We start from the raw sequence: 21719 nt of genomic DNA on the forward strand, positions 1-21719 counted from the left end.
GCGCCCTCAGCGGCAGTCCACCATCGCGGCGGGCGCCGCCTCGTGCACCACCCGCCCGTGCTTCACCACCACGAGCGCGTGGTTGACGGCCATGTGCCAGGCGAGGTGCTCGGGCGAGCCGCAGCCCCACAGCACCAGGTCGGCGTCGGCGCCGCGCGCGACGCGGCCCATGTCCGGCTGCCGCAGCGCCCGCGCGCCGCCGGCCGTGAAGCGACCAGCGCCTCGGCGGGCGTCAGCCGCAGCTTCAGGCAGGCGAGCGAGAGGGTGAGCCCGACGTTCTCGCTCATGGCGCTGCCCGGGTTCATGTTGGTGGCGAGCGAGACCGGCACGCCCGCCTCGAGCAGCCGCCGCGCCGGCGCGTACCGCTCCGATCCGAGGAACAGCGTCGAGAGCGGCAGCAGCCCGGCCACCACGCGCGCCGCGGCGAGCGCGGCGATCCCGGCGTCGTCCAGCTCCTCGAGGTGATCCGCGCTGGAGCAGCCGAGCTCGGCGGCGAGCCGCGCGCCGCCGCCGGCGGTGAGCTGCTCGGCGTGGACGCGCGGCACGAGCCCGCGGTCCTTCGCCGCCTGGAGCAGCCGCCGGGCCTCGTCGGGCGCGAAGGCCCCGTCCTCCACGAACACGTCGCAGAACTGCGCCAGCCGCTCGCGGGCGACCTGCGGGATGAGCGACGCGCACGCCTCGCGCACGAACCCGGCCCGGTCGCCCACGTGCTCCGGCGGCACCGCGTGGAACAGGAGCGTGGGCAGGATGGTGGCGTCGCCGCCGAGCGCGGCCCCGAGCTGGTGGACGATGCGCAGGAGCCGCAGCTCCTCGGGGGCGTCCAGGCCGTAGCCGCTCTTCACCTCGAGCGTGGTGACGCCCTGGGCGATGAGGCGGCGCGCGCGCGCGGCGGCGGCCGCGAGCAGCTGCTCGTCCGGCGCGGCCCGGGTCTCGCGGGTGGTGACCGCGATCCCGCCGCCGGACAGCGCCACCTGGAGGTAGGTCCGCCCCGCGCAGCGGAGCGCGAACTCGCCCGCGCGCTCGCCCGCGAAGACGAGGTGCGTGTGCGAGTCCACCAGCCCCGGGGTGACCAGGCCGCCGCGGGCGTCGATCACCTTCGCGCCGGCCGCGTTCACCTCCGCCTCGAGGTCGCGATCGCGGCCGACCCAGGCGATGCGGCGGCCGTCCACGGCCACCGCGGCCCCGGGGAGCAGGCCGGCGTCGGAGGGGCCGCGGTCGCAGGTGGCGACCACGGCGTTGCGGAGGACGAGGGTGGCGGCGGGGCGGCTCACGGCAGCTTGATACCCCGTTCCCGCGCGACGCGCTCGGCCTCCGGATAGCCCGCGTCCGCGTGACGGAGCACCCCCATGGCCGGGTCGCTGCGCAGCACCCGGGCGACGCGGCGCGCCGCCGCATCCGTCCCGTCCGCCACGATCACCTGGCCTGCGTGGAGGCTCCAGCCGATCCCGACGCCGCCGCCGTGGTGGAAGCTGACCCAGGACGCGCCGTTCACCGCGTTCACGAGCGCGTTCAGGATGGGCCAGTCGGCCACCGCGTCGGACCCGTCCTTCATGGCCTCCGTCTCGCGGTTGGGGGAGGCGACCGACCCGCAGTCGAGGTGGTCGCGGCCGATGACGATGGGCGCCTTCACCTCGCCCCGCCGCACCAGCTCGTTGAACGCCAGCCCGGCGCGGTCGCGCTCGCCGTAGCCGAGCCAGCAGATCCGCGCGGGCAGCCCCTGGAACTGGACCTTGCGGGCGGCGAGGTCGAGCCAGCGGCGCAGGCCGGCGTTCTCCGGGAACAGCTCCGCCACGGCGCGGTCGGTGCGCGCGATGTCGGCCGGGTCCCCGGACAGCGCCACCCAGCGGAACGGGCCCTTGCCCTCGCAGAACATGGGCCGGATGTAGGCCGGGACGAAGCCGGGGTAGGCGAACGCGTCGGCGAGGCCCGCCTCGCGCGCGCCGGCGCGCAGGTTGTTGCCGTAGTCGAACACGTGGCTGCCCATGCGCCGCATGGCCAGCATCGCCTCGACCTGCCGGGCCATGGACTCCTTCGCGCGCCGCACCACGCCCTCCGGGTCGCGGGCGCGGAGCGCGGGGAGGTCGGCGAGCGGCACGTCGGCGGGGACGTAGCCGTTCAGCGGGTCGTGGGCGGAGGTCTGGTCGGTGACGAGGTCGGGGGCGACGCCGCGCCGGGCCAGCTCGGCGTAGACCGTGGCGGCGTTGCCGACCAGGCCCACCGAGAGCGGCCGCCGGGCGCGGCGCGCCTCCTCGAGCCGGGCGAGCGCGTCGTCGAGGTCGGCGGCGCGCGCGTCGAGGTAGCCGGTCGCGATCCGCTTCTCGATGCGGGCCGGGTCCACGTCCACGCCCAGGAACGCGGCGCCGAGCAGCGTGGCCGCGAGCGGCTGCGCGCCGCCCATGCCGCCGAGGCCACCGGACAGCACCAGGCGGCCGGCGAGGTCGTCGGTGCCGAAGTGCGTGCGGCCGGCCTGCGCGAACGTCTCGTAGGTGCCCTGCAGGATCCCCTGGCTGCCGATGTAGATCCAGGAGCCCGCGGTCATCTGCCCGTACATCATGAGCCCGCGCGCCTCGAGGTCCCAGAAGTGCTCCCAGGTGGCGAAGCGCGGGACCAGGTTCGAGTTCGCGATGAGCACGCGCGGCGCGTCGGGGTGGGTGCCGAGCACGCCCACCGGCTTGCCGCTCTGGACGAGCAGCGTCTCGTCGTCGCCGAGCGCCTTCAGCGCGGCCACGATGCGCCGGTAGCTCTCCCAGTCGCGGGCGGCCTTGCCGGTGCCGCCGTAGACCACGAGGTCCTCGGGCCGCTCGGCCACGTCGGGATCGAGGTTGTTCATCAGCATGCGGAGCGCCGCCTCCTGCACCCAGCCTCGGCAGGAGAGGGCGCCGCCTCGCGGCGCGCGGATCGGATCCATGGGAGCAACCTCCGGCGCGAGAGGGTGGCGCGGAGGCCGGCCGGCCGCACCGCGAAAAACGGGGCCCGTCGCGGCCGGCCGCTGCTAGACTCCGCGCGCTCCATGAACGACCGCCTGTTCATCTCCGCCCTGCGGCTCCTGCCCAAGAACGCCCTCTCGCGCGCCGTCGGCGCCCTCACCCGCTGGCGCGCGCCGGTCCCGGTGCGCCTCGCGGCCATGCGGGCGTTCGCGCGGCGCTACGGGATCGACCTGTCGGAGTGCCCGGACCTCGACGTGTACCGGACCTTCGGCGAGTTCTTCGCGCGCCCGCTGCGGCCGGGGCTGCGGCCCGTCGCGCCCGGGGAGCGGGTGCTGGTGTCGCCGGTGGACGCGGTCGTGTCCGAGACCGGCCTGGCCGAGGCCGGCCGGCTGGTCCAGGCGAAGGGCATCGACTACCCGGCCGCCGCGCTGCTGGGCGACGACGCGCTCGCCGCGCGGCTGGCGGGCGGCGCCTACGCGACGCTGTACCTCTCGCCCCGGGACTACCACCGCATCCACTTCCCGCTGGGCGGGCGGGTGACCGGCTGGCGGTACGTGCCGGGGAAGCTCTGGCCGGTGAACCCGGCCTCGGTCCGGACGGTCCCGGGCCTCTTCGCGCTGAACGAGCGGCTGGTGACCGTCCTGGAGACGCCGCTCGGCGCCTGCGCGGTGGTGGCGGTGGGGGCGACGGTGGTGGGCCGGGTGTGCGCCTACTACGACCCGTCCATCCCGTTCACCAACCTGCCGGGCGCGGCGCCGCGCCGGCACGATTACGACACGCCCATCCCGGTGGAGAAGGGGCAGGAGCTGGGGGCCTTCGAGATGGGCTCCACGGTGATCCTGCTCTTCGAGCCGGGAAAGGTGCGGCTCGACCCGCGGCTCGCGCCCGGGGCACGGGTCCGGGTGGGCGAGCCGCTCGGCGGCCCTGCGTAGCCCGGGCGCGGCGGGCCGGGCTCCCACACCCCCGTGCATCACGGGCGGCGCTCTGGTATCTACGCCGGCGTGAAGATCAACGGCGTGAAGGGCATGAACGACGTCCTCCCCGCGGACGTCGCCCGCTGGCACGAGATGGAGTCGGTCGCGCGCGAGGTGTTCGCGCTGTACGGCTACCGCGAGGTGCGGACCCCGGCCGTGGAGCACGCGGCGCTGTTCGCCCGCGGCGTCGGCGAGGCCACCGACATCGTCAACAAGGAGATGTACGTCTTCGAGGACAAGGGGGAGGAGCTGCTCGCGCTGCGTCCCGAGGGCACCGCCGGCACGGTGCGCGCGTTCATCGAGCACGGCGCGTTCGTGGAGGGCCCGCAGAAGTGGTTCTACATGGGCCCGATGTTCCGGCGCGAGCGGCCGCAGAAGGGCCGCTACCGCCAGTTCCACCAGATCGGCTGCGAGGCGTTCGGCGTCGCCGAGCCGTACCTCGACGCGGAGCAGATCGCGCTGCTCGCGGACTACTTCGCGCGCCTGGGCGTCACCGCGGAGCTGAAGCTCAACTCGGTGGGCGACGCGCAGTGCCGCCCCGCCTACCTCGCCGACCTGAAGGCGTACCTGGTCGCGAACCAGGGCGCGCTCTGCGCCGACTGCAAGGACCGCATCGAGCGCAACCCGCTCCGCGTGCTCGACTGCAAGGTCGAGTCCTGCCAGCCGGTGCTGGAGAAGGCGCCGCGGCTGCTGGAGCGGCTCTGCGAGCCGTGCCGGACGCACTTCGACCAGGTGAAGGCCGGGCTCGACGCGCTCGGCGTCGCCTACCGCATCGAGCCGAGGCTGGTGCGCGGGCTCGACTACTACGTGCGCACCGCCTACGAGTTCACGTCCGACGCGCTGGGCTCCCAGTCCGCGGTCGCGGGCGGCGGCCGGTACGACCGGCTGGTCGAGACGCTGGGCGGGCCGCCGACGCCGGGCATCGGCTTCGCGCTGGGCGAGGAGCGCCTCTCCATGATCCTGGAGAAGGTCGGTCGCGCCGCGCCGGAGCGGCGGCCGGCGGTCTTCTTCGTCAGCGCGGACGCGACCGGCGCGCTCGAGGGCCTGCGGCTCGCCGCGGCGCTGCGCCGGGCCGGGATCGCCTGCGAGCTCGATCCGCGCGGCGGCAAGATGAAGGCGCAGTTCAAGCAGGCGGAGCGGGTCGGCGCGCGCTGGGCGGTGGTGCTCGGCGGCAACGAGGTCGCGACCGGCCAGGCGAAGCTGAAGGACCTGCAGACGCGCGAGGAGACGCCGGTCGCGCTCTCCGAGCTCGCCGCGCGGGTCGCGGGGTAGCCGCCATGCCGCTCGCGCCGCTCGCCGCGCTCGCCCTCGCCGTCGCCGTCGCCGCCGCGCCCGCGGCGGCTCCCACCCCGGCGCCAGCGCCCGCGCCCGCCCAGGCTCCGGCCCAGGCCCCGGCGGCGGCCGGCGCCCGCCCGGTGGTGCTGGAGGTCACCGCGGACCGCGGTGTCGCGGCCGCGCTCGTCGGGGCGGTCACCGAGCGGCTCTGCGCGGCGGTCGCCGAGGCGGCCCACGCCGACGCGATCTGCCCGGACGGCGCCCCCGAGCTGGAGGTGGTCCAGCGCGCCGACGCGCTCGGCGCCTGCCAGGGCGAGGACTGCCCGCGCACGGTGGCCGAGGCGCTCGAGGCGGATCGCCGCGTGCTGGCGCGCCTGGAGCGCGACGCGTCGGGCGGGCTCCGCCTGACGGTCCGGCTGCTCGGCGCGGCGGGCGTGCCGGTCGCCTCCGCGGCCGCGCCGCTGCCGGAGGACCTCGAGCCGCTGCTCGCGCGCGCGGCGTCGCTCGTGCCGGGGCTGTTCGAGGCGCGGGGCGCCGGGGCGCGCTGATGCGGCTGGTGGTGGTCGCCGGGCCGACCGCGTCCGGCAAGACCGCGCTCGCCGTCGCGCTGGCGCGGCGGCTCGGCGGCGAGATCGTCAACGCCGACTCGCAGCAGGTCTACCGCGGGCTCGACGTCGGCACCGCCAAGCCCACCGCGGAGGAGCGCGCCGCCGCCCCGCACCACCTGCTCGACCTCGTCGAGCCGGGGGAGGGGATGGACGCGGCCCGCTTCGCCGCCCTCGCCGACGCGGCCATCGCCGGGATCGCGGCGCGCGGGCGCGTGCCCATCGTGGCGGGCGGCACCGGGCTGTACGTGCGTGCGCTGCTGCACGGCGTGGTGGAGGCGCCCGGGCGCGACCCCGAGCTGCGCCGGGCCCTCGAGGCCGAGGCGGCGCGCGACGGCCGGCCGGCGCTCCACGCCCGGCTCGCGGCGGTGGACCCCGCCGCGGCGGCGCGCATCCGCCCCAACGATCTGGTGCGGGTGGTGCGCGCGCTGGAGATCGCGGCCGGCGGCCGGACGCCCTCCGAGCTGTACCAGGCGCACGCCTTCCGCGAGGACCGCTACGAGGCGGCGCTGCTCGCGCTCGACCCGCCGCGCCCGGAGCTGCACGCGCGCATCGACGCCCGGGTGCGGGCCATGTTCGCGGGCGGCCTGCTGGACGAGGCGCGCGCGCTCGCCGCGCGCTCCGGCGGCGCGCTGCCGGCCCGCCTGCCCATCGGCTACGCGGAGGCGGCGGCGCACCTGCGCGGCGAGCTCGACCTCGAGGAGGCGATCCGGCGCGTCCAGGTCGCGCACCGCCGCTACGCGCGCCGCCAGGTGATCTGGCTGCGCAAGGAGCGCGGCGTCGTCTGGATCGCCCCGCCGTACGACGTCGACGCGCTGGCTCGGCGCATCGCGGACGGACGTCCCGCGACCGGGTGACCCGCGATCGCGGCGCACGCAGGAGTCGGTTTCGCCACACCCGCCTGATCTTCCCCACTGCGACGCACCGTCGACTACGATGCGCACGTTGTCTCACGTTCCACGGGGGCGAAACATGCGTCGAATGAAGCTCGGGTTCATGGCGGCAGTTCTGATGATTCTCCTGGGCGCCCGCACCGCGTCCGCTCGCGAGGCGTGGGGCTATCTCGTCTGCGAGTCGGATGAGTCCATCGCGGTCTCGGGGGCCGTGTTGACGTTCACGCAGGGCAGCGTCGTGTCGACGTCCTACGAGCCGACGACTGCTCAAGGCTGGTACGGGTTCATGCTGTGGCCCGGCGACTTCGGCCTCTGGAGCGTCAGCATCGACCTGACCGCGCAGGGCGGTCCGTCGAACTACGATGCGGGTCAGGTCACCATCGTGGAGACCTCGCCGCTGTCGTACGTGCCGACCATCAAGATCCCCGCGGGCATCATCCCCGCGTGCGGCGGCACGCCGCCGCCGCCCGTGTGCGAAGAGCTGAGCGGCGTGGAGAACGGCTCGACGTTCTGCGGCAACCTCGGCAACCCGCGGAACGAGTGCGCCTACTTCGGCCTCGTGCCCGCCGGCAAGGACGACGGGCTCAGCGGCCTGACGCACGAGGCGTCGATGGACGCGGACCTGGCGCTCGTGAAGGCCGGCCTCTGCTACAAGGTGTACGTGGGCGTCAGCGCCGGCGACGAGCTGCAGACGCCGAACGGCAAGGGCATCTCGCACGTCACGTACTGCAGCTGCGAGTAGGGCAGCGACGCCGCCGAACCCGAGCCGCGCACGCTCCGGAGACGGGGCGTGCGCGGTGTCGTTCCGGGGCTGGTGCGAGGTCGCCGGGCGTTGGCGCGCCGCGTCGAAAAGCGCTGAGAAGCCGGTGGGCTGCGCGCGTGCGTTCCGGCGGGGCCGTGCTATAAGCCGTCCGTGTCCAAGCCAGCCTACGCCCTCGACTTCGAGCGCCCGCTCCTCGCCCTCGAGTCCAAGATCGCCGAGCTGAAGGAGCTCTCCGGCGGCGCCAAGGTCGACTTCAGCGAGGAGATCCAGAAGCTGGAGAAGAAGGCCCGGAAGCTCCAGGCCGAGATCTTCAGCGATCTCGACCGGTGGCAGACGGTCCAGCTCGCCCGGCACCCGCAGCGGCCGTACACCCTCGACTACCTGAAGGAGCTGTTCACCGACTTCTTCGACATCGAGGGCGACCGGCGCTTCGCCGCCGACCACTCGATCGTGTCCGGGTTCGCCCGCTTCGACGGCGAGCCGGTGGTGGTCATCGGCCACCAGAAGGGCCGGAGCACCAAGGAGAACATGCTCCGGAACTTCGGCATGCCGCGGCCGGAGGGCTACCGCAAGGCGCGCCGGCTGTTCGACCTCGCCAACCGCTTCCGCAAGCCGGTCATCACGTTCATCGACACGCCGGGCGCCTACCCGGGCATCGGCGCCGAGGAGCGCGGCCAGGCCGAAGCCATCGCGGTGAACCTCGAGGTGATGTCGTCGCTGGAGGTGCCGGTCATCGCCGTGGTCATCGGCGAGGGCGGCTCCGGCGGCGCGCTCGCGCTCGGCGTCGCGAACCGCGTGCTCATGCTGCAGTACTCGATCTACTCGGTCATCTCGCCCGAGAGCTGCAGCGCCATCCTCTACCGCGACCCGACCAAGGCGCAGAAGTCGGCCGACGCGCTGAAGCTGACGGCCCGCGACCTGGCCGGCTTCGGCATCACCGACGAGCTCATCGCGGAGGCGCCCGGCGGCGCGCACCGCGACCCGGTGCTCACCGCCAAGAACGTGGGCGACGCGCTCCGGCGCCACCTCGCCGAGCTCCGCAAGCTGACCCCCGAGCAGCTCGTCACCGACCGGTACCGCAAGTTCCGGGCGATGGGCGTGTTCACCTCGGAGGAGTGACGGCGCCGGCGCCGAGCGGGATCCGCTCCTCCGGCGCGCCCTCCGGGCCCGCCCGCAGCACCGCGTAGGAGCCGGGCCGCGGCCCCGCGGCGCGCACCGCGGGCTCCACCGCGGCCCAGAGCGCCCGCGCGTCGGGGCCGGCCAGGTGGAGCACGCAGAAGCCGTCGCGCCACTCGTCCCGGACCAGCCGGCCGGCGCCGCCCGCGAGCCGCTCCATCAGCGCGTACTCGAGGTCGCGGACCCGCGCGCGCTCGGCCCGCGAGCCGTGCGGCCGCTCGTCCAGCCGGAGGTGGACCGTCACCGGCTGCTCCGGCGCCGTGGCCACGGCGGGGGCGGCGAGCAGCAGGGCGGCGAGGCCGGCGGCGGCGGCGTGCACCCCGCGATCGTGGCGCCGGGGCCCGGCGACGCCAGTCCGCGAAGGGGGACCTCGGCGCGGTCGCGCCTCCCGGCGGAGAGGGGTATAAGGGTTCGCCCATGCCCGCCCCCCAGGGCTCCAGCCCCGCCTCCGCGCACCGCCCGTTCATCGTCGCGATCGACGGCCCGGCCGGCGCGGGCAAGTCCACCGCCTCCCGGCAGCTCGCAGCCCGGCTCGGCTTCGCCATGGTGGACACCGGCGCCATCTACCGGACCGTGGCGCTCGCCGCGACGCTCCGCGGGATCGCGCTCGACGACGACGCCGGCCTGGGCCGGCTCCTCCCGGAGCTCGCCATCCGCTTCGCGCCCTCCGGGCAGCCGGGCGGCGGCCAGCGGGTCCTCCTCGGGGAGGAGGACGTCTCGGTGGAGATCCGCACCCCGCCCATGTCGCTCGGGGCGAGCAAGGTGTCGGCCCGGCCGGTGGTCCGGGCCGGGCTGCTGGAGCTGCAGCGCCGGCTGGCGCTCGCCGCCGAGAACCGCGGGGCGGTGCTGGAGGGGCGCGACATCGGCACCGTGGTGTTCCCGGACGCCGACGCCAAGTTCTTCCTGGTCGCCACGCCCGAGGAGCGGGCGCGACGGCGCCACGCCGAGCTGCTGGCGAAGGGCGATCCGTCCACGTTCGAGGAGGTGCTCGCCGATCAGCTGAAGCGCGACCGGCAGGACTCCGAGCGCGAGATCGCGCCCCTGCGCCCGGCGGACGACGCCGTGGTGGTGGACACGAGCGGCACGCCGCTCGAGGCGGTGGTGGACGCGCTCGCCCGCGAGGTGCGCGCGCGCCAGCGGCGGCGCGGGCGGGCCGGGGGCCGGCCGTGAGCGACGGCGAGCGCACCTACGGGCCGAAGGAGTGCGGCAGCTGCCGGCTGTGGAGGCCCATCCTGGAGGACGCGCGCGGCCCCATCGGCCCGTGCCGCCTCGGCGTGCGCACCGGCGACTTCCCCGGCACCGCGCCCGTCTGCGAGCGCTACCTTTCTCGCGAGGCCGCCATCCCCGCCGCGCCGCCGCCCGAGCCGGCGCGCCGCCGCGCGCGCGCGGCCGGACCGACCGTGGTCGTGCACCGCGCCCCGGGCCACGCTGCGGCGGCGCCGGCGCCCGCGATCTCCGTCCCCCTGCCCGAGGAGCTGACCGACATGACGCGAGAGGAGTTCGCCCAGGCCATCCGCGAGGCGCTGCGCGAGGACGTGCCCGTCCCGCTCGCGCCCAAGTGGGAGGGCGGCACGGTGGTGCTGAAGCCCGGCGATCCCGGCACCGCGCCCAAGGAGATCCCGCTCGACAGCCTGTTCCACAAGATCGTGATGATCCGCGACCGGCTGCGGGTGCTGGAGCAGAAGGTCAACGCGACCGACAAGCTGAGCGACGCCGAGAAGGTGGAGCTGCAGCAGTACGTGACCCGCTGCTACGGCTCGCTCACGACGTTCAATGTCCTGTTCAGGGACGAGAAGGACCGCTTCGTCGGCGAGAAGGCCTGACCGGCCCCGCCTTCACCGCCCGGGGGTGGTCAGGCGGGACGGCGGGCTGGAGCAGGTGCCGGAGAAGGCGCGCTCGGCCTCGGCCACCGCGCGCTGGTAGGCCTTCTCGTAGTCGGCCGCGCGCGGGTCCTTCGCCTTGCGCGCCAGCTCCCACGCGGACTGGTACTCGCGCCGCGCGTCGCCGGGGCGCCCGCCCGCCTCGTACGCCTGCCCCAGGACCCCGTGCGCCGCCGGCACGGCCGCGTGGAGCGAGGCGTTCCGCTCCAGCGTCCGGAGCGCGCCGGCCGCGTCGCCGTCCCTGGCCTGCTGGAGCCCGGCGAGGCGCAGCGCCGGCTCCGGGGGCGGCACCTCCCACCCGAACCGCGCCGACAGCGCGCGGTAGTGCGCCTCGACCGCGGCCGCCCCGCCGTGCGGGCCGACGTCGCCGCGCGCCACCGGCATGCCCCAGCCCTCGAAGATGCCGCGGAGCCCGGCCACCGCGGCGGCGGTCACCTCGGGCGCGGCGGCCCCGGCGAGCGGCAGCGCGCGCCAGCCCTCGGGCGCGGCGCCGGCCGGTCCCCGCCCGGCCACGATCCGCAGCGCCGCCGCCGGGTGGTTGCCCTCGACCCAGGGCGCCACCTCGCGCGCCAGCGCGGCCTCGACGGCCGGCGGGGCGGAGGCCGCCGCGGAGCCGGCGGCGGCCGCGGGCGTCGCGCCGGCCTCGGCGCGCTCGACCGCGACCACGATCGCCTCCGGCATCTCGCCGCGGCGCGCCAGCCCTCGAGCGGCCGCGTCGACGGCGGCGAGATCCCGCGCGCCGTCCGCCAGGTAGATCACCGGGAGGCGCGCGCCGGGCGCGGCGTCGGGCACGCGCACCGTGAGCCGCAGCGCGGGTCCGGCCTGCGACGGGAGCTCCACCACCCGGTCCGGCGCCGCCGCGGCGGTGCGCCCGGCCAGGGAGGACAGGAGGATCAGCGCGGCGGCGAGCGACGGATGGGCCATGGGACGCTCCTCGTGCGGCGGGTGCTCCGGCGAACCTCAGTTGCCGTGGTGGTGGTGATCCTCCCAGCTCCGGTCCCCGGCCTTGCCGCACGAATTCGGCAGGCCCGGCCAGGTGGGGTTGAACTCGCGGATCGGGGAGCGCGCGGTCGCGGCCTCGAGGTGCGCGCGGTAGGCGGCGGCGCCCGGATCCTTGGCCCGCTCGGCCAGATCGAGCGCGGTCCGGAACGAGCGCTTCGCCTCGTCGAGCCGGTCCGCGCGGGCCAGCGCCATCCCGAGCACGTCGTGCGCCTCCGCGCTGGCCGGGTACCACGCCGCGTTCTGCCGCAGGGCGCGGATGCCGTCGTCGAGCTTCCCGTCGCGGATCGCCTGGCGGCCGGCGGCCTCCACCACCGGCTCGGGCGGATGGACCGTCCACCCGAGCCGCTCCGACAGCTTCGCGTAGTGGCGCTCGACCGCGGGGAGCCCGCCGCGCGGCCCGATGGCGCCCACCGCGGCGGGCATCGTCCACCCGGCGAACACCTCCTTGAAGCCGCGGGACGCGCCCTCCAGCACCACCGACCAGTGATCCTCGCCCGGCAGGTCCAGCGCCGTGACCTGCAGGCCGCCGCCCGCGGCGCCCGCGGCGCCCACCAGCGCCTTCGCCTGCTTCGCCGCCTCCGGGCCGTCCTCGGGGGAGACGATCACCAGCACCCCGCGCGGCCGGCCGCTGCCGGCCAGCGCCTCGCGGGCGCGCCGCACCGGCTCGTCGCCGTTCCAGGTGAGCGTCGGCGCGAGCGCCAGCGTCGCCTGGAACAGGCCGGGCCGCGCCAGCTGCGCGTGCACCGCGAGCAGCCCGCCCAGCGAGTGCCCCACCAGCATGCGGAACGGCTCGGTGCGGTAGGTCCGCTCGACGTGCGGGACGAGCTCGTCCTGCACGAACGACAGGAACCGCTCGCCGCCGCCGGACGTCTTGAACACGGCGGGCGGCGCCCCCTCGAACTGGCCCGGCGACGGGGTGAGGTCGCGCATGCGGTCCGCGTGGTCGATCCCGACCAGCAGCACCTCGGGCATGCGCCCGTTCTGCGCCAGGAAGCGCGTGACGGTGGCGAGCACCGCCAGGCTGGGGCTCCCGTCGGTGAAGTAGACCACCGGGTAGCGGCGGCCGGAGGTGGCGTAGCCGGGCGGCGCGAGCACCACGAAGCTCCGCTCCTCGCCGAGCACCGCCGAGCGGATCCGGAACGCGCCGGACGGCTCGGCCGGCGCGGGCGCCCCGGCGGCCGGCGCGTCGCCGGCCGGGGCGGGGGCGGGCGAGGGCTCCGCCTGCGCCGCGGCGCCGCCGGAGAGGGTGAGCGCCGCCAGCGTGGCCACGGCTCCGAGGGTTCGCATCGCCTTCCTCCAGGGCGGTCCAGGGGCGAGAGGCCCGCCCTGCGAACTTCGTGACTCGGAGTCGAGGGGACAACCCCTGCGGTGCGCCACGGATGGAGGGGGCGGGTTGCTGGCCGCCGAGGGGTGCGCCGTTATATAGAGGCGCCGTGGACGTCAAGATCGCGAAGACCGCCGGGTTCTGCTGGGGTGTGCGCCGCACCGTCGACAAGGTGATGGAGGTCGCCGACCAGCACCGGGCGCCCGTCGTCACGCTCGGGCCCATCATCCACAACCCGCAGGCGGTCGCCCGCTTCAGCGAGAAGGGCGTCGGGACCGTGATGGGCATCGGCGAGGTGGCCGACGGGACCACGGTGGTGGTCCGGACCCACGGCGCGGTGCGCGAGGAGCTGGAGCGCGCCGAGGCGCGCGGGCTCGAGGTGGTGGACGGGACCTGCCCCTACGTGAAGTACCCGCAGGCCATGGCGCAGCGGCTCTCGCGCGAGGGCTACCACATCGTCATCGTCGGCGACGCGAACCACGCCGAGATCAAGGGCGTGATCTCGTACTCCGAGCAGCCGTGCACGGTGGTGAAGCCGGGCGGCCCGGTGCCGGAGATCAAGGCGAAGAAGGTCGCGGTCATCGCCCAGACCACCTGCATCGGCGCCGAGTTCGAGCGGGTGGTGGGCGTCCTGGCCCTCCGGCACAAGGAGGTCCGGGCCGTGAACACCATCTGCAACGACACCGAGGAGCGCCAGGCGGACGCCCGGGCGCTCGCCAGCGAGGTGGACGCGGTGGTGGTCGTGGGCGGGAAGAACAGCGCCAACACGCGCCACCTGGCCGAGATCTGCCGCGCCATCCAGCCGCGCACCTGGCACGTCGAGACCGAGGCCGAGCTCGAGCCGGCGTGGTTCGACGGCTGCCGGGTGGTCGGCCTTTCGGCGGGGGCCTCGACGCCGGACTGGGTGGTCGAGGGGGTGGCGTCCTGGCTGCGGGCGCTCCGCTAGCCCGGGCCCGCCTTGACGCTGCAATTTCGGACGTGTAGCGTGCGCACTCCGTAATGAATGTGGGCCGGGGTACGCCCGGCGCGCGACGGCCTCTCGATCCCCGGGGGCGCGGCGCGAAGCACCAGACCCAGGGGGCAACGCAGTGGCAACGCCGGCACGATCCAGCCCCGAGATCCGACGGGCGCCGGCGCTTCCCGACAAAAGGTTGGCCTAACCGAATGGAGAATCAGACTCCCCGCACGCCCGAGGTCGAGACCGAGGACTTCGCCACGCTGTTCGCGCAGAGCGAGGCCAGCGCCGGTCCGATCGAGGAGGGCAAGGTCGTCAACGGCACCGTCATCCAGCTGACCAAGGACTACGCCGTCATCGACATCGGCTACAAGTCCGAAGGCCAGGTGCCCATCTCCGAGTTCTCGACCGCCCCCGGCGGCGAGCCCGCGGTGAAGGTGGGCGACAAGGTCGAGGTGCTCGTCGAGTCCCGGGAGAACGACACCGGGATGGTCGTCCTCTCCAAGGAGAAGGCCGACAAGATGCGCATCTGGGACGAGATCTCCGCCGCGTGCGAGCGCGACGAGCTCGTCGAGGGCGTCATCGTCGGGCGCGTGAAGGGCGGCCTCTCCGTCGACATCGGCGTGAAGGCGTTCCTCCCCGGCTCCCAGGTGGACATCCGGCCGGTCCGGAACCTGGACAAGCTGATCGGCGAGAAGTTCAAGTTCAAGGTCATCAAGTTCAACAAGAAGCGCGGGAACATCGTGCTGTCGCGCCGGGTCCTCCTCGAGAAGGAGCGCGAGGAGCTGAAGAAGGAGACCCTGAAGAACCTGAAGGAGGGCGCGATCCTCAAGGGCGTGGTCAAGAACCTCACCGACTACGGCGCCTTCATCGACCTGGGCGGCATCGACGGCCTGCTGCACGTCACCGACATGAGCTGGGGCCGCATCGGCCACCCGTCGGAGATGTTCGAGGTCGGCCAGGAGGTCCGCGTCGTCGTCCTGAAGTTCGACCCGACCTCCGAGCGCGTCAGCCTGGGCCTCAAGCAGATCCAGGAGGACCCGTGGCACCGCGCCGACGAGAAGTATCCGGTCGGCACGCGCGTCAAGGGCAAGGTGGTCTCGCTCACCGACTACGGCGCGTTCATCGAGCTGGAGCAGGGCGTCGAGGGCCTCGTCCACGTCTCCGAGATGAGCTGGACGAAGCGCGTGAAGCACCCCTCGAAGCTGGTCAACGTGGGCGATCAGGTCGAGGCGGTGGTGCTCGACATCGACCCGAAGGCCAAGCGGATCAGCCTCGGCATGAAGCAGATCGAGGCGAACCCCTGGACGCTGCTCGAGGACAAGTATCCGATCGGCACGACGATCCGCGGCGAGGTCCGCAACGTCACCGACTTCGGCATCTTCGTCGGCGTCGAGGAGGGCATCGACGGCCTCGTGCACGTGTCCGACATCTCCTGGACCGAGCGCATCAAGCACCCGGGCGAGAAGTTCAAGAAGGGTGACGTGGTCGAGGCGGTGGTGCTCAACATCGACGTCGAGAACGAGCGCTTCAGCCTCGGCATCAAGCAGGCGCACGTCGACCCGTGGACCACGCTCTCCGAGCGTCACCCGGTGGGCGCCCGCGTGAAGGGCCGCGTCACCAAGGTCACCGACTTCGGCGCGTTCGTCGAGATCGAGCCGGGCATCGAGGGCCTGGTGCACGTGTCCGAGATGAAGGACGAGCGCGTGGAGAACCCGCGCGACGTGGTGCAGGAGGGCCAGGAGGTCGAGGTCAAGGTCATCGACATGGACCTCCAGGACCGCAAGGTCGCGCTCTCGATGAAGGCGCTCAACCGCGACGGCGGCGAGGACGACTACCGCGAGTACCTGCGCCGCCAGGGCGACGGGCGCGCCCGCCTCGGCGACCTGATGGAGAAGTTCAACCGCCGGAAGTAGCCTCCCGGCGGACCGGAGCACCTGCGGGCGGCCTGCGCGAGCGGGCCGCCCGCTTCCTTTTTGCCGGTTGCGACCCCCCCGGCCGCGTGCTTACCTGACCCGACCATGAACCCCAGCGATCCCAACGAGCCCCTCCCCACGACGCCGGTCGGCCCCCAGGAGCCGCAGCCCGGGGCGACCGGGCCGGGATCGCCGGCGCGGCCCGAGCCGCCGCGCTGGGGGGCGCCGCCCCCGCCGCCGCCGAGCTGGGGCCCGCCGCCCGGCCCGCCGCCGTCCTCGGGCTGGGGTGCGCCGCCGCCCGGCGTGCCGCCGCAGCCGCCGCCGCGCCGCGACCGGCTGGCGCTCGCGATCGTGGCGTTCATCTTCGGCGGCCTGTTCCTGGTGTTCTTCGGGTTCCTGCTGCTCGCGTTCGGCGCCGTGCGCGGAGAGTCCCCGCGCCTCGGCTCCGGCCCGCGCGTCGGCGTCATCGACGTGAAGGGCACCATCGGCGGCGGCGCGGACCGCGACGAGACCGAGGACATCCTGAAGCGCATCCGCCGCTTCGCCGAGGACGGCGACCTCAAGGCGGTGGTGATCCGGGTGGACTCGCCCGGCGGCTCGGTGGGCGCCAGCCAGGAGATCCACGACGAGGTGAAGCGCCTCGCGCAGAAGAAAGTCGTGGTCTGCTCGATGGGCAACCTGGCCGCCTCGGGCGGCCTGTACGTGTCGGTGGCCTGCCCGAAGATCGTCGCCAACCCCGGCACGCTCACCGGCTCGATCGGCGTCATCAGCCAGTTCCCGAACGTGAAGGACCTCGCCGAGAAGCTCGGGGTGAAGGTCGAGACGGTGAAGACCGGCAAGCTGAAGGACGCCGGCAACCCGTTCCGCGACATGACGCCGGAGGACCGCGCCTACTGGCAGGGGCTGGTCGAGAACACGCTGGGCCAGTTCGTGAAGGCGGTGGCCGAGGGGCGCAAGCTGGACGAGGCGAAGGTGCGCGCCATCGCGGACGGCCGCGTGCTCACCGGCGCCCAGGCGAAGGAGGCCGGCCTGGTGGACCAGCTCGGCAACTTCTACGACGCGGTGGAGCTGGCGAAGCAGGAGGCGAAGCTGAGCGGCGAGCCGGTGCTGGTCTACCCGCCCGACGAGCGCGGCCGCTTCCTGGAGCAGCTCATGGGCGGCGCCGCCGGCGCCGTCGCCGACGCGGTCGCCACCCGGGTGGCGCAGGGGGCCGCCGACGCGCGGCAGCCCGGCGTGTACTTCCTCGCGCGGTAGCGGCGCGCGCCGCAAGGAGACCTCACCGTGCAGCAGCCGCTCTGGGCCCCGTGGCGGATGGAGTTCATCCGGTCGGAGAAGCCGACCGGGTGCATCTTCTGCGACTTCCCCGCGGCGCCGGAGTCGGCCGACCGCGGCAACCTGGTGGTGCACCGCTCGGCCCGCGCGTTCACCTGCCTGAACCGGTTCCCGTACAACTCCGGGCACGTGATGGTGATCCCGCGCGCGCACCTCGCCGACCTCGGCGCGCTCGGGCCGGCGGAGTGGGCCGACCTGCAGGAGGAGCTGCGCCGCGCGGCCGCGGTGGTGAAGGCGGTCTACCGGCCGGACGGGATGAACGTCGGCATGAACCTGGGCCGCGCCGGCGGCGCCGGGATCGCGGACCACCTGCACTGGCACGTCGTGCCGCGCTGGCTCGGCGACAACAACTTCATGCCGGTGCTGGCCGACAACCGCGTGGTCGTGGAGGCGCTCGACGAGGCCTGGCAGCGGCTGCACGCCGGGTTCGCCGCGCTGGGCACGTGACGCAGCTCTGGCTCGCCCTCGCCGCCGGCTCGCTCGCCGCGATCGTGGCGATCCTGCTCGCGGAGCGGCTGCGCCGGCGCCGCGACGAGGCGCAGGCCTACCTGAAGGGCGTCCGCTCCATCGTGCAGGGCGACCCGGACGCCGCCATCGAGGCGCTCTCCGACGCCGCGCGCCTGGGCACGCCCGAGGCGGTGGACACCTACCTGGCGCTGGGCGCGCTGTTCCGGCGCGAGGGCGACCTCGCGCGGGCGGTGCGCCTGCACCGGAACATGCTCATCGGCCGCGGGCTCGACCCGGCCCGGCGGGCCGAGGTGGAGCGCGAGCTGGCCGAGGACTACCGGCGGAGCGGCATGCTCGCCGAGGCCGCCGAGCTGTACGCGCGGCTGGCGGAGCGCGACGGGGATCGCGCCGCGGCCGAGGGGCTGCGCGACGTGAAGGTCGAGCAGGGCGACCTCGCCGGCGCGGTGGCGCTGCAGCGGCGCATCGGCCCGCAGGACGGGGATCCGGTGCTGGCGCACCTGCTCGCGGCGCAGGCGCGCGAGGCGCTCCCCGGCGCCCCGGCCCGGGCGGCGGCGCTCGCGCGCGAGGGGCTCGCCGCGCACGCGCGCAGCGCGGACGCCTGGATGGCGCTCGCCGAGGCCGAGGCCGCCGCCGGCGCGACCGCCGCGGCCCTGGAGGCCGCGGGCCGCTCGCTCGACGAGGACCCGCGCGCCGCGCTGCTGGCGTGGCCGGCGCTGGCCGCGGTCCCGGACGCCGCGGCGGCCGAGGCGTTCGCGGCGGCCCGCGCCGACGCGCACCCGGACGACCCTGCGCTGCACCTGCTGCGTGGGCGCGCGCTGCACCGCTGCGGCCGGAACCCGGAGGCGGTGGCGGCGCTCCGGCTGGCGCTGGAGCGCGACCGGGTGGGCGAGGTGTCGCTGGCGATGCGCGAGCTGCTGCACCAGGCCGGCGCGCCGGGCCCGGACGACCTCGCCGTGCGCCACGACCTGCTGGTCGCGGCGCTGCTCCGCCGCGGCAAGGCCCCGCGCTGCGAGCGCTGCGGCTCCGACGCCCCGTCGCGCGCCTGGCGGTGCCGCCGCTGCGGCGCGTTCGACGCCTATCCCTGAGGACGCCCGCGCCCCGCGCGGCCCGGCGCTTGCTTCCCGCGCGCGCCCCCGGTAGAGAGACCCCTTCCTATGGTCCGTGATCGCGTCATCGAACTCTTCCGCAAGGCGCTCGCCCAGGGCGCCGACGACGGGCGCTGGCCGGCGGCGAGCGCCGGCTTCTCGGTGGAGGCGCCGCGCGACCCGAAGCACGGCGACTTCGCGGTGAACGCCGCCATGGTGCTGGCCAGGCAGGCGGGCAGGCCGCCGCGCGAGCTGGCGCAGGCCATCGTGGAGGCGGTGCGCGCGGTTGACGCGGCCGGCGACCTGGCCGGCCTGGAGATCGCCGGCCCCGGGTTCATCAACGTGCGGCTCTCCCCGGACCTGTGGCTGCGCACGCTCGCGCGCGCGGTCGCCGAGGGCCCGGCCTACGGCCGGACCGCGGTGGGGCAGGGGAAGAAGGTCATCGTCGAGTACGTCTCGGCCAACCCGACCGGCCCCATGCACGTCGGCCACGGGCGCAACGCGGTGGTGGGCGACGGCGTCCAGGGCCTGCTGCGCTGGGCCGGCTTCGACGTGTCCCGCGAGTACTACGTCAACGACTACGGCGCGCAGGTCCAGACGCTGGCGCGCTCGGTCCACCTCCGCTACCAGGAGCTGCACGGGCGGACGGTGACCATGCCGCCCAAGAGCTATCCGGGCGAGTACGTGAAGGACATCGCCGCCGGCCTGAAGGCCGAGTACGGCGCGAAGTTCCTGGACGCGCCCGAGGCCGAGTGGCTGACGCTGTTCCGCGACCACGCGGTCCAGCACGTGCTCGGGATGATCCGCGAGGACCTCGCCGCGGTGAACATCTCGTTCGACCGCTGGTCGTCGGAGAAGGCGCTCTACGAGTCGGGCACGGTGGACCGGTTCCTCCGGTTCCTGGAGGAGAAGGACCTCGTCTACGTCGGCAAGCTGCCGCCGCCGAAGTCGAAGAAGGGGCAGCCGCCGCCGCAGCCGCAGCCGGACGAGGAGGGCGTGACCGCCGCCGAGGACCTCACGCTGTTCCGCTCGTCGGCGTACGGCGACGAGGTGGACCGGCCGGTGAAGAAGGCGGACGGGACGCCCACCTACTTCTGCGCGGACATCGCCTACCACTGGGACAAGCGGCAGCGCGCCGACGCGCTGGTGGACGTGCTCGGCGCCGACCACGGCGGCTACGTGCCGCGGCTCGAGGCGGCGATGGAGGCGCTGGGCGCCTCGCGCACGGACCTGCACGTCGTGCTGATCCAGATGGTCAGCCTCATGCGCGGTGGCGAGTCGGTGAAGATGTCGAAGCGCGCCGGCACGCTGGTCTCGCTGCGCGAGGTGGTGGACGAGGTGGGGCGCGACGCGACCCGCTTCATCTTCCTCACCCGGCGCTCCGACGCCCCGCTCGACTTCGACGTCGAGCTCGCCAAGAAGCAGACGCTCGACAACCCGGTCTTCTACGTGCAGTACGGGCACGCGCGCCTGGCGGCCATCTTCCAGAAGGCGCGCGAGGCCGGGCACGCGATCCCGGAGTTCGACCTCGAGGCCGCGCGGACGCTCGGCTCGCCGGAGGAGCAGGACCTGATCCGGCGGATCGCCGCGTTCCCGGACATGCTCGCCGCCGCGGCGCTCGCCTACGAGCCGCACCGGGTGGCGTTCTACCTCCAGGAGACCATCGCCGCGTTCCACTCCTGGTACACGCAGGGGAAGAAGAGCGGCGAGAAGGTCGTCGGGCCCGACCCGGTCAAGACCGCGGCGCGCCTGTTCCTGTGCCGCGCCCTGAAGCAGGTGCTCGCGAACGGGCTGGCCGTGCTGGGCGTCTCCGCGCCGGATCGGATGGAGAGTCCGGAAACTCGCGATATCGCGGACGACGTCTAGAATCCTGGCTGCCGCGGTTCGCGCGCCCGGTCCTCGCGGCGCGCGCCCGTCGCCGCGGCGGGGTGACGTCCATGCGCGAAGAGAACGCCCGGAGCCGTGAGAAGTTCGAGCTGTCCCTGGACGGCCGCCAGATCGCGTCGATCGTGGTCGGCGCGCTGGTGATCCTGGGCGTCATCTTCGTCCTGGGGCTGAACGTGGGCCGGCAGATGGCCGCCCGCCAGGCGGAGGCGGTCCGCGGCGCCGGCGATCTGGACGCGCTCGACCGCGTCCCGGTGGCCGCGCCGGCCGCCCCGGCCCGGAACGACCTGACCTTCTACGACCAGCTTCCCAAGGGGAAGCCGTCCGCGCCGCCGCCCGTCGAGGCGCGCCCCGCGACCGCCCCGGCGCCCGCGCCCGCCGCGGCGGCGCCGGCCCCCGCCGCCGCGCCCGCCCCGGCGCCCGCCGTCGCGGCCACCGCGCCGGCGAAGCCCGCGGCCGCCCCCGCGCCCGCGGCGTCGCCGAAGCCGGCCGCCGCGCCGGCGGCGCCGGTGGCCGCGGCGCCGAAGCCCGCCGCGGCCGGCGCGTTCGTGGTCCAGCTCGCCGCCACCCAGAGCCGGACCGAGGCCGAGCGGATCGCCGCGAAGTACCGGGCGCTCTCGCCGCGCATCGAGGCCGCGGACGTCCCGGGCAAGGGCCGCTTCTTCCGGGTGCGGGCGGGCAGCTTCGCCACCCGCGCGGAGGCGGAGCGCTACCTGCGCGACGCCGAGCGGGAATCCGGGGCGAAGGGATTCGTGACCGCGAGCCGGTGAGCCTAGCTTCACGTCGGGAGCCGCAGACACATGACGAGCACGTTCGAGAACCCGAAGCGCGTCGAGAAGCCCTGGGGCCACGAGCTGTGGTGGGCCCACACCGAGCGCTACGTCGGCAAGCTCCTGCACGTGAAGGCGGGGACGCAGCTCTCGCTGCAGTACCACGTGAAGAAGGACGAGACGATCCACCTCTGGAGCGGCGAGATGGTGCTCGTCCTCCAGGAGGACGGCCGCCTGGTCGATCACCCCATGCGCCCGGGCGACAGCTACCACGTGCGGCCGGGCACGGTGCACCGCATGCGCGCGATCACCGACTGCGACGTGCTGGAGGTGTCCACGCCCGAGGTCGAGGACGTGGTGCGCGTCCAGGACGACTACGGGCGCTGAGCCGGGCCGCGGGCGACGCCGGGGTTGCCTCGCGCAGGCGCGCCGGCCGCTTCGCACGCGCTCCGGGGCGCGAACGCACCCGCGCGCCGGCGGCGGGGCGCGG

Annotated in this window: 20 protein-coding genes and 1 pseudogene; 16 read left to right on the top strand and 5 right to left on the bottom strand. The window is 75.0% G+C overall.

The features are described from left to right. Positions 1-6: 6 nt before the first annotated feature. Positions 7-1271: pseudogene (gene hutI, locus ACOQFB_RS09400) on the bottom strand (imidazolonepropionase). After that, positions 1268-2908, bottom strand: coding sequence for a urocanate hydratase (gene hutU, locus ACOQFB_RS09405; protein WP_059439231.1), 1641 nt, complete (start codon positions 2906-2908; stop codon positions 1268-1270). Before hutU ends, hutI begins: the two are co-directional and overlap by 4 nt. A gap of 102 nt (positions 2909-3010) precedes the next feature. Between hutU and asd the strand changes: the two genes are divergently transcribed. From asd to ACOQFB_RS09435, 6 genes are all read left to right on the top strand, one after another. Then, on the top strand, positions 3011-3859 hold the full coding sequence (asd, locus tag ACOQFB_RS09410) for an archaetidylserine decarboxylase (protein WP_421610375.1): 849 nt from the start codon (positions 3011-3013) through the stop codon (positions 3857-3859). 69 nt (positions 3860-3928) lie between these two features. Beyond that, positions 3929-5173, top strand: coding sequence for a histidine--tRNA ligase (hisS, locus tag ACOQFB_RS09415; protein ID WP_059439229.1), 1245 nt, complete (start codon positions 3929-3931; stop codon positions 5171-5173). A 5-nt stretch (positions 5174-5178) separates the two neighbouring features. Beyond that, positions 5179-5724, top strand: a complete 546-nt coding sequence (locus ACOQFB_RS09420; protein WP_421610376.1) for a hypothetical protein — start codon at positions 5179-5181, stop codon at positions 5722-5724. Continuing rightward, on the top strand, positions 5724-6638 hold the full coding sequence (gene miaA / locus ACOQFB_RS09425) for a tRNA (adenosine(37)-N6)-dimethylallyltransferase MiaA (RefSeq protein WP_059438805.1): 915 nt from the start codon (positions 5724-5726) through the stop codon (positions 6636-6638). The genes ACOQFB_RS09420 and miaA overlap by 1 nt, the downstream gene beginning before the upstream one ends. 124 nt (positions 6639-6762) lie before the next feature. Continuing rightward, positions 6763-7416, top strand: coding sequence for a hypothetical protein (locus ACOQFB_RS09430; RefSeq protein WP_237758117.1), 654 nt, complete (start codon positions 6763-6765; stop codon positions 7414-7416). A 171-nt stretch (positions 7417-7587) separates the two neighbouring features. Continuing rightward, positions 7588-8556, top strand: coding sequence for an acetyl-CoA carboxylase carboxyltransferase subunit alpha (locus tag ACOQFB_RS09435; protein ID WP_059438803.1), 969 nt, complete (start codon positions 7588-7590; stop codon positions 8554-8556). Here the strand turns inward: ACOQFB_RS09435 and ACOQFB_RS09440 are convergent. Further along, positions 8540-8932 carry a hypothetical protein gene (locus ACOQFB_RS09440; protein ID WP_059438802.1) on the bottom strand — a complete coding sequence of 131 codons (393 nt, stop codon included), beginning with the start codon at positions 8930-8932 and terminating at the stop codon, positions 8540-8542. The two genes, ACOQFB_RS09435 and ACOQFB_RS09440, sit on opposite strands and share 17 nt — an antisense overlap. Positions 8933-9030: 98 nt before the next feature. Here ACOQFB_RS09440 and cmk point away from each other — a divergent pair, with 98 nt between their 5' ends. Further along, entirely contained in the window at positions 9031-9783 is a 753-nt protein-coding gene (gene cmk / locus ACOQFB_RS09445; protein WP_421610377.1) for a (d)CMP kinase, read from the top strand. Next, positions 9780-10436 (top strand): DUF8685 domain-containing protein, encoded by a 657-nt coding sequence (locus ACOQFB_RS09450; protein WP_421610378.1) that lies wholly within the window; start codon positions 9780-9782, stop codon positions 10434-10436. Before cmk ends, ACOQFB_RS09450 begins: the two co-directional genes overlap by 4 nt. A 12-nt stretch (positions 10437-10448) precedes the next feature. Here ACOQFB_RS09450 and ACOQFB_RS09455 read toward each other — a convergent pair whose 3' ends face one another. Beyond that, positions 10449-11417 (bottom strand): alpha/beta hydrolase-fold protein, encoded by a 969-nt coding sequence (locus ACOQFB_RS09455; protein ID WP_059438799.1) that lies wholly within the window; start codon positions 11415-11417, stop codon positions 10449-10451. 36 nt (positions 11418-11453) lie between these two features. Further along, entirely contained in the window at positions 11454-12782 is a 1329-nt protein-coding gene (locus tag ACOQFB_RS09460; protein ID WP_421610379.1) for an alpha/beta hydrolase-fold protein, read from the bottom strand. A gap of 146 nt (positions 12783-12928) precedes the next feature. Between ACOQFB_RS09460 and ispH the strand changes: the two genes are divergently transcribed. From ispH to ACOQFB_RS09500, 8 genes are all read left to right on the top strand, one after another. Continuing rightward, positions 12929-13765 carry a 4-hydroxy-3-methylbut-2-enyl diphosphate reductase gene (gene ispH, locus ACOQFB_RS09465; protein WP_059438797.1) on the top strand — a complete coding sequence of 279 codons (837 nt, stop codon included), beginning with the start codon at positions 12929-12931 and terminating at the stop codon, positions 13763-13765. A 218-nt stretch (positions 13766-13983) separates the two neighbouring features. Next, the gene (locus tag ACOQFB_RS09470) at positions 13984-15690 is read left to right on the top strand and encodes a 30S ribosomal protein S1 (RefSeq protein ID WP_059438796.1); all 1707 of its coding nucleotides are present in this window, start codon (positions 13984-13986) and stop codon (positions 15688-15690) included. A gap of 105 nt (positions 15691-15795) precedes the next feature. Then, complete coding sequence (gene sppA / locus ACOQFB_RS09475; protein ID WP_421610380.1) at positions 15796-16944, top strand: signal peptide peptidase SppA; 1149 nt, start codon at positions 15796-15798, stop codon at positions 16942-16944. A gap of 27 nt (positions 16945-16971) precedes the next feature. Beyond that, positions 16972-17469 carry an HIT family protein gene (locus tag ACOQFB_RS09480; RefSeq protein ID WP_421610381.1) on the top strand — a complete coding sequence of 166 codons (498 nt, stop codon included), beginning with the start codon at positions 16972-16974 and terminating at the stop codon, positions 17467-17469. Next, on the top strand, positions 17466-18575 hold the full coding sequence (locus ACOQFB_RS09485) for a tetratricopeptide repeat protein (protein ID WP_421610382.1): 1110 nt from the start codon (positions 17466-17468) through the stop codon (positions 18573-18575). Before ACOQFB_RS09480 ends, ACOQFB_RS09485 begins: the two co-directional genes overlap by 4 nt. A gap of 69 nt (positions 18576-18644) precedes the next feature. Further along, positions 18645-20441, top strand: coding sequence for an arginine--tRNA ligase (locus ACOQFB_RS09490; protein WP_421610383.1), 1797 nt, complete (start codon positions 18645-18647; stop codon positions 20439-20441). Between the two features lie 71 nt (positions 20442-20512). Next, a complete protein-coding gene (locus ACOQFB_RS09495; protein ID WP_494492545.1) occupies positions 20513-21229 on the top strand; it encodes an SPOR domain-containing protein in 717 nt (238 codons plus the stop codon). A gap of 30 nt (positions 21230-21259) precedes the next feature. Then, a complete protein-coding gene (locus ACOQFB_RS09500; RefSeq protein ID WP_059439019.1) occupies positions 21260-21616 on the top strand; it encodes a cupin domain-containing protein in 357 nt (118 codons plus the stop codon). Positions 21617-21719: the final 103 nt, after the last annotated feature.

It is taken from the genome of Anaeromyxobacter sp. Red801 (genome assembly GCF_049201065.2).
Lineage (GTDB): Bacteria > Myxococcota > Myxococcia > Myxococcales > Anaeromyxobacteraceae > Anaeromyxobacter.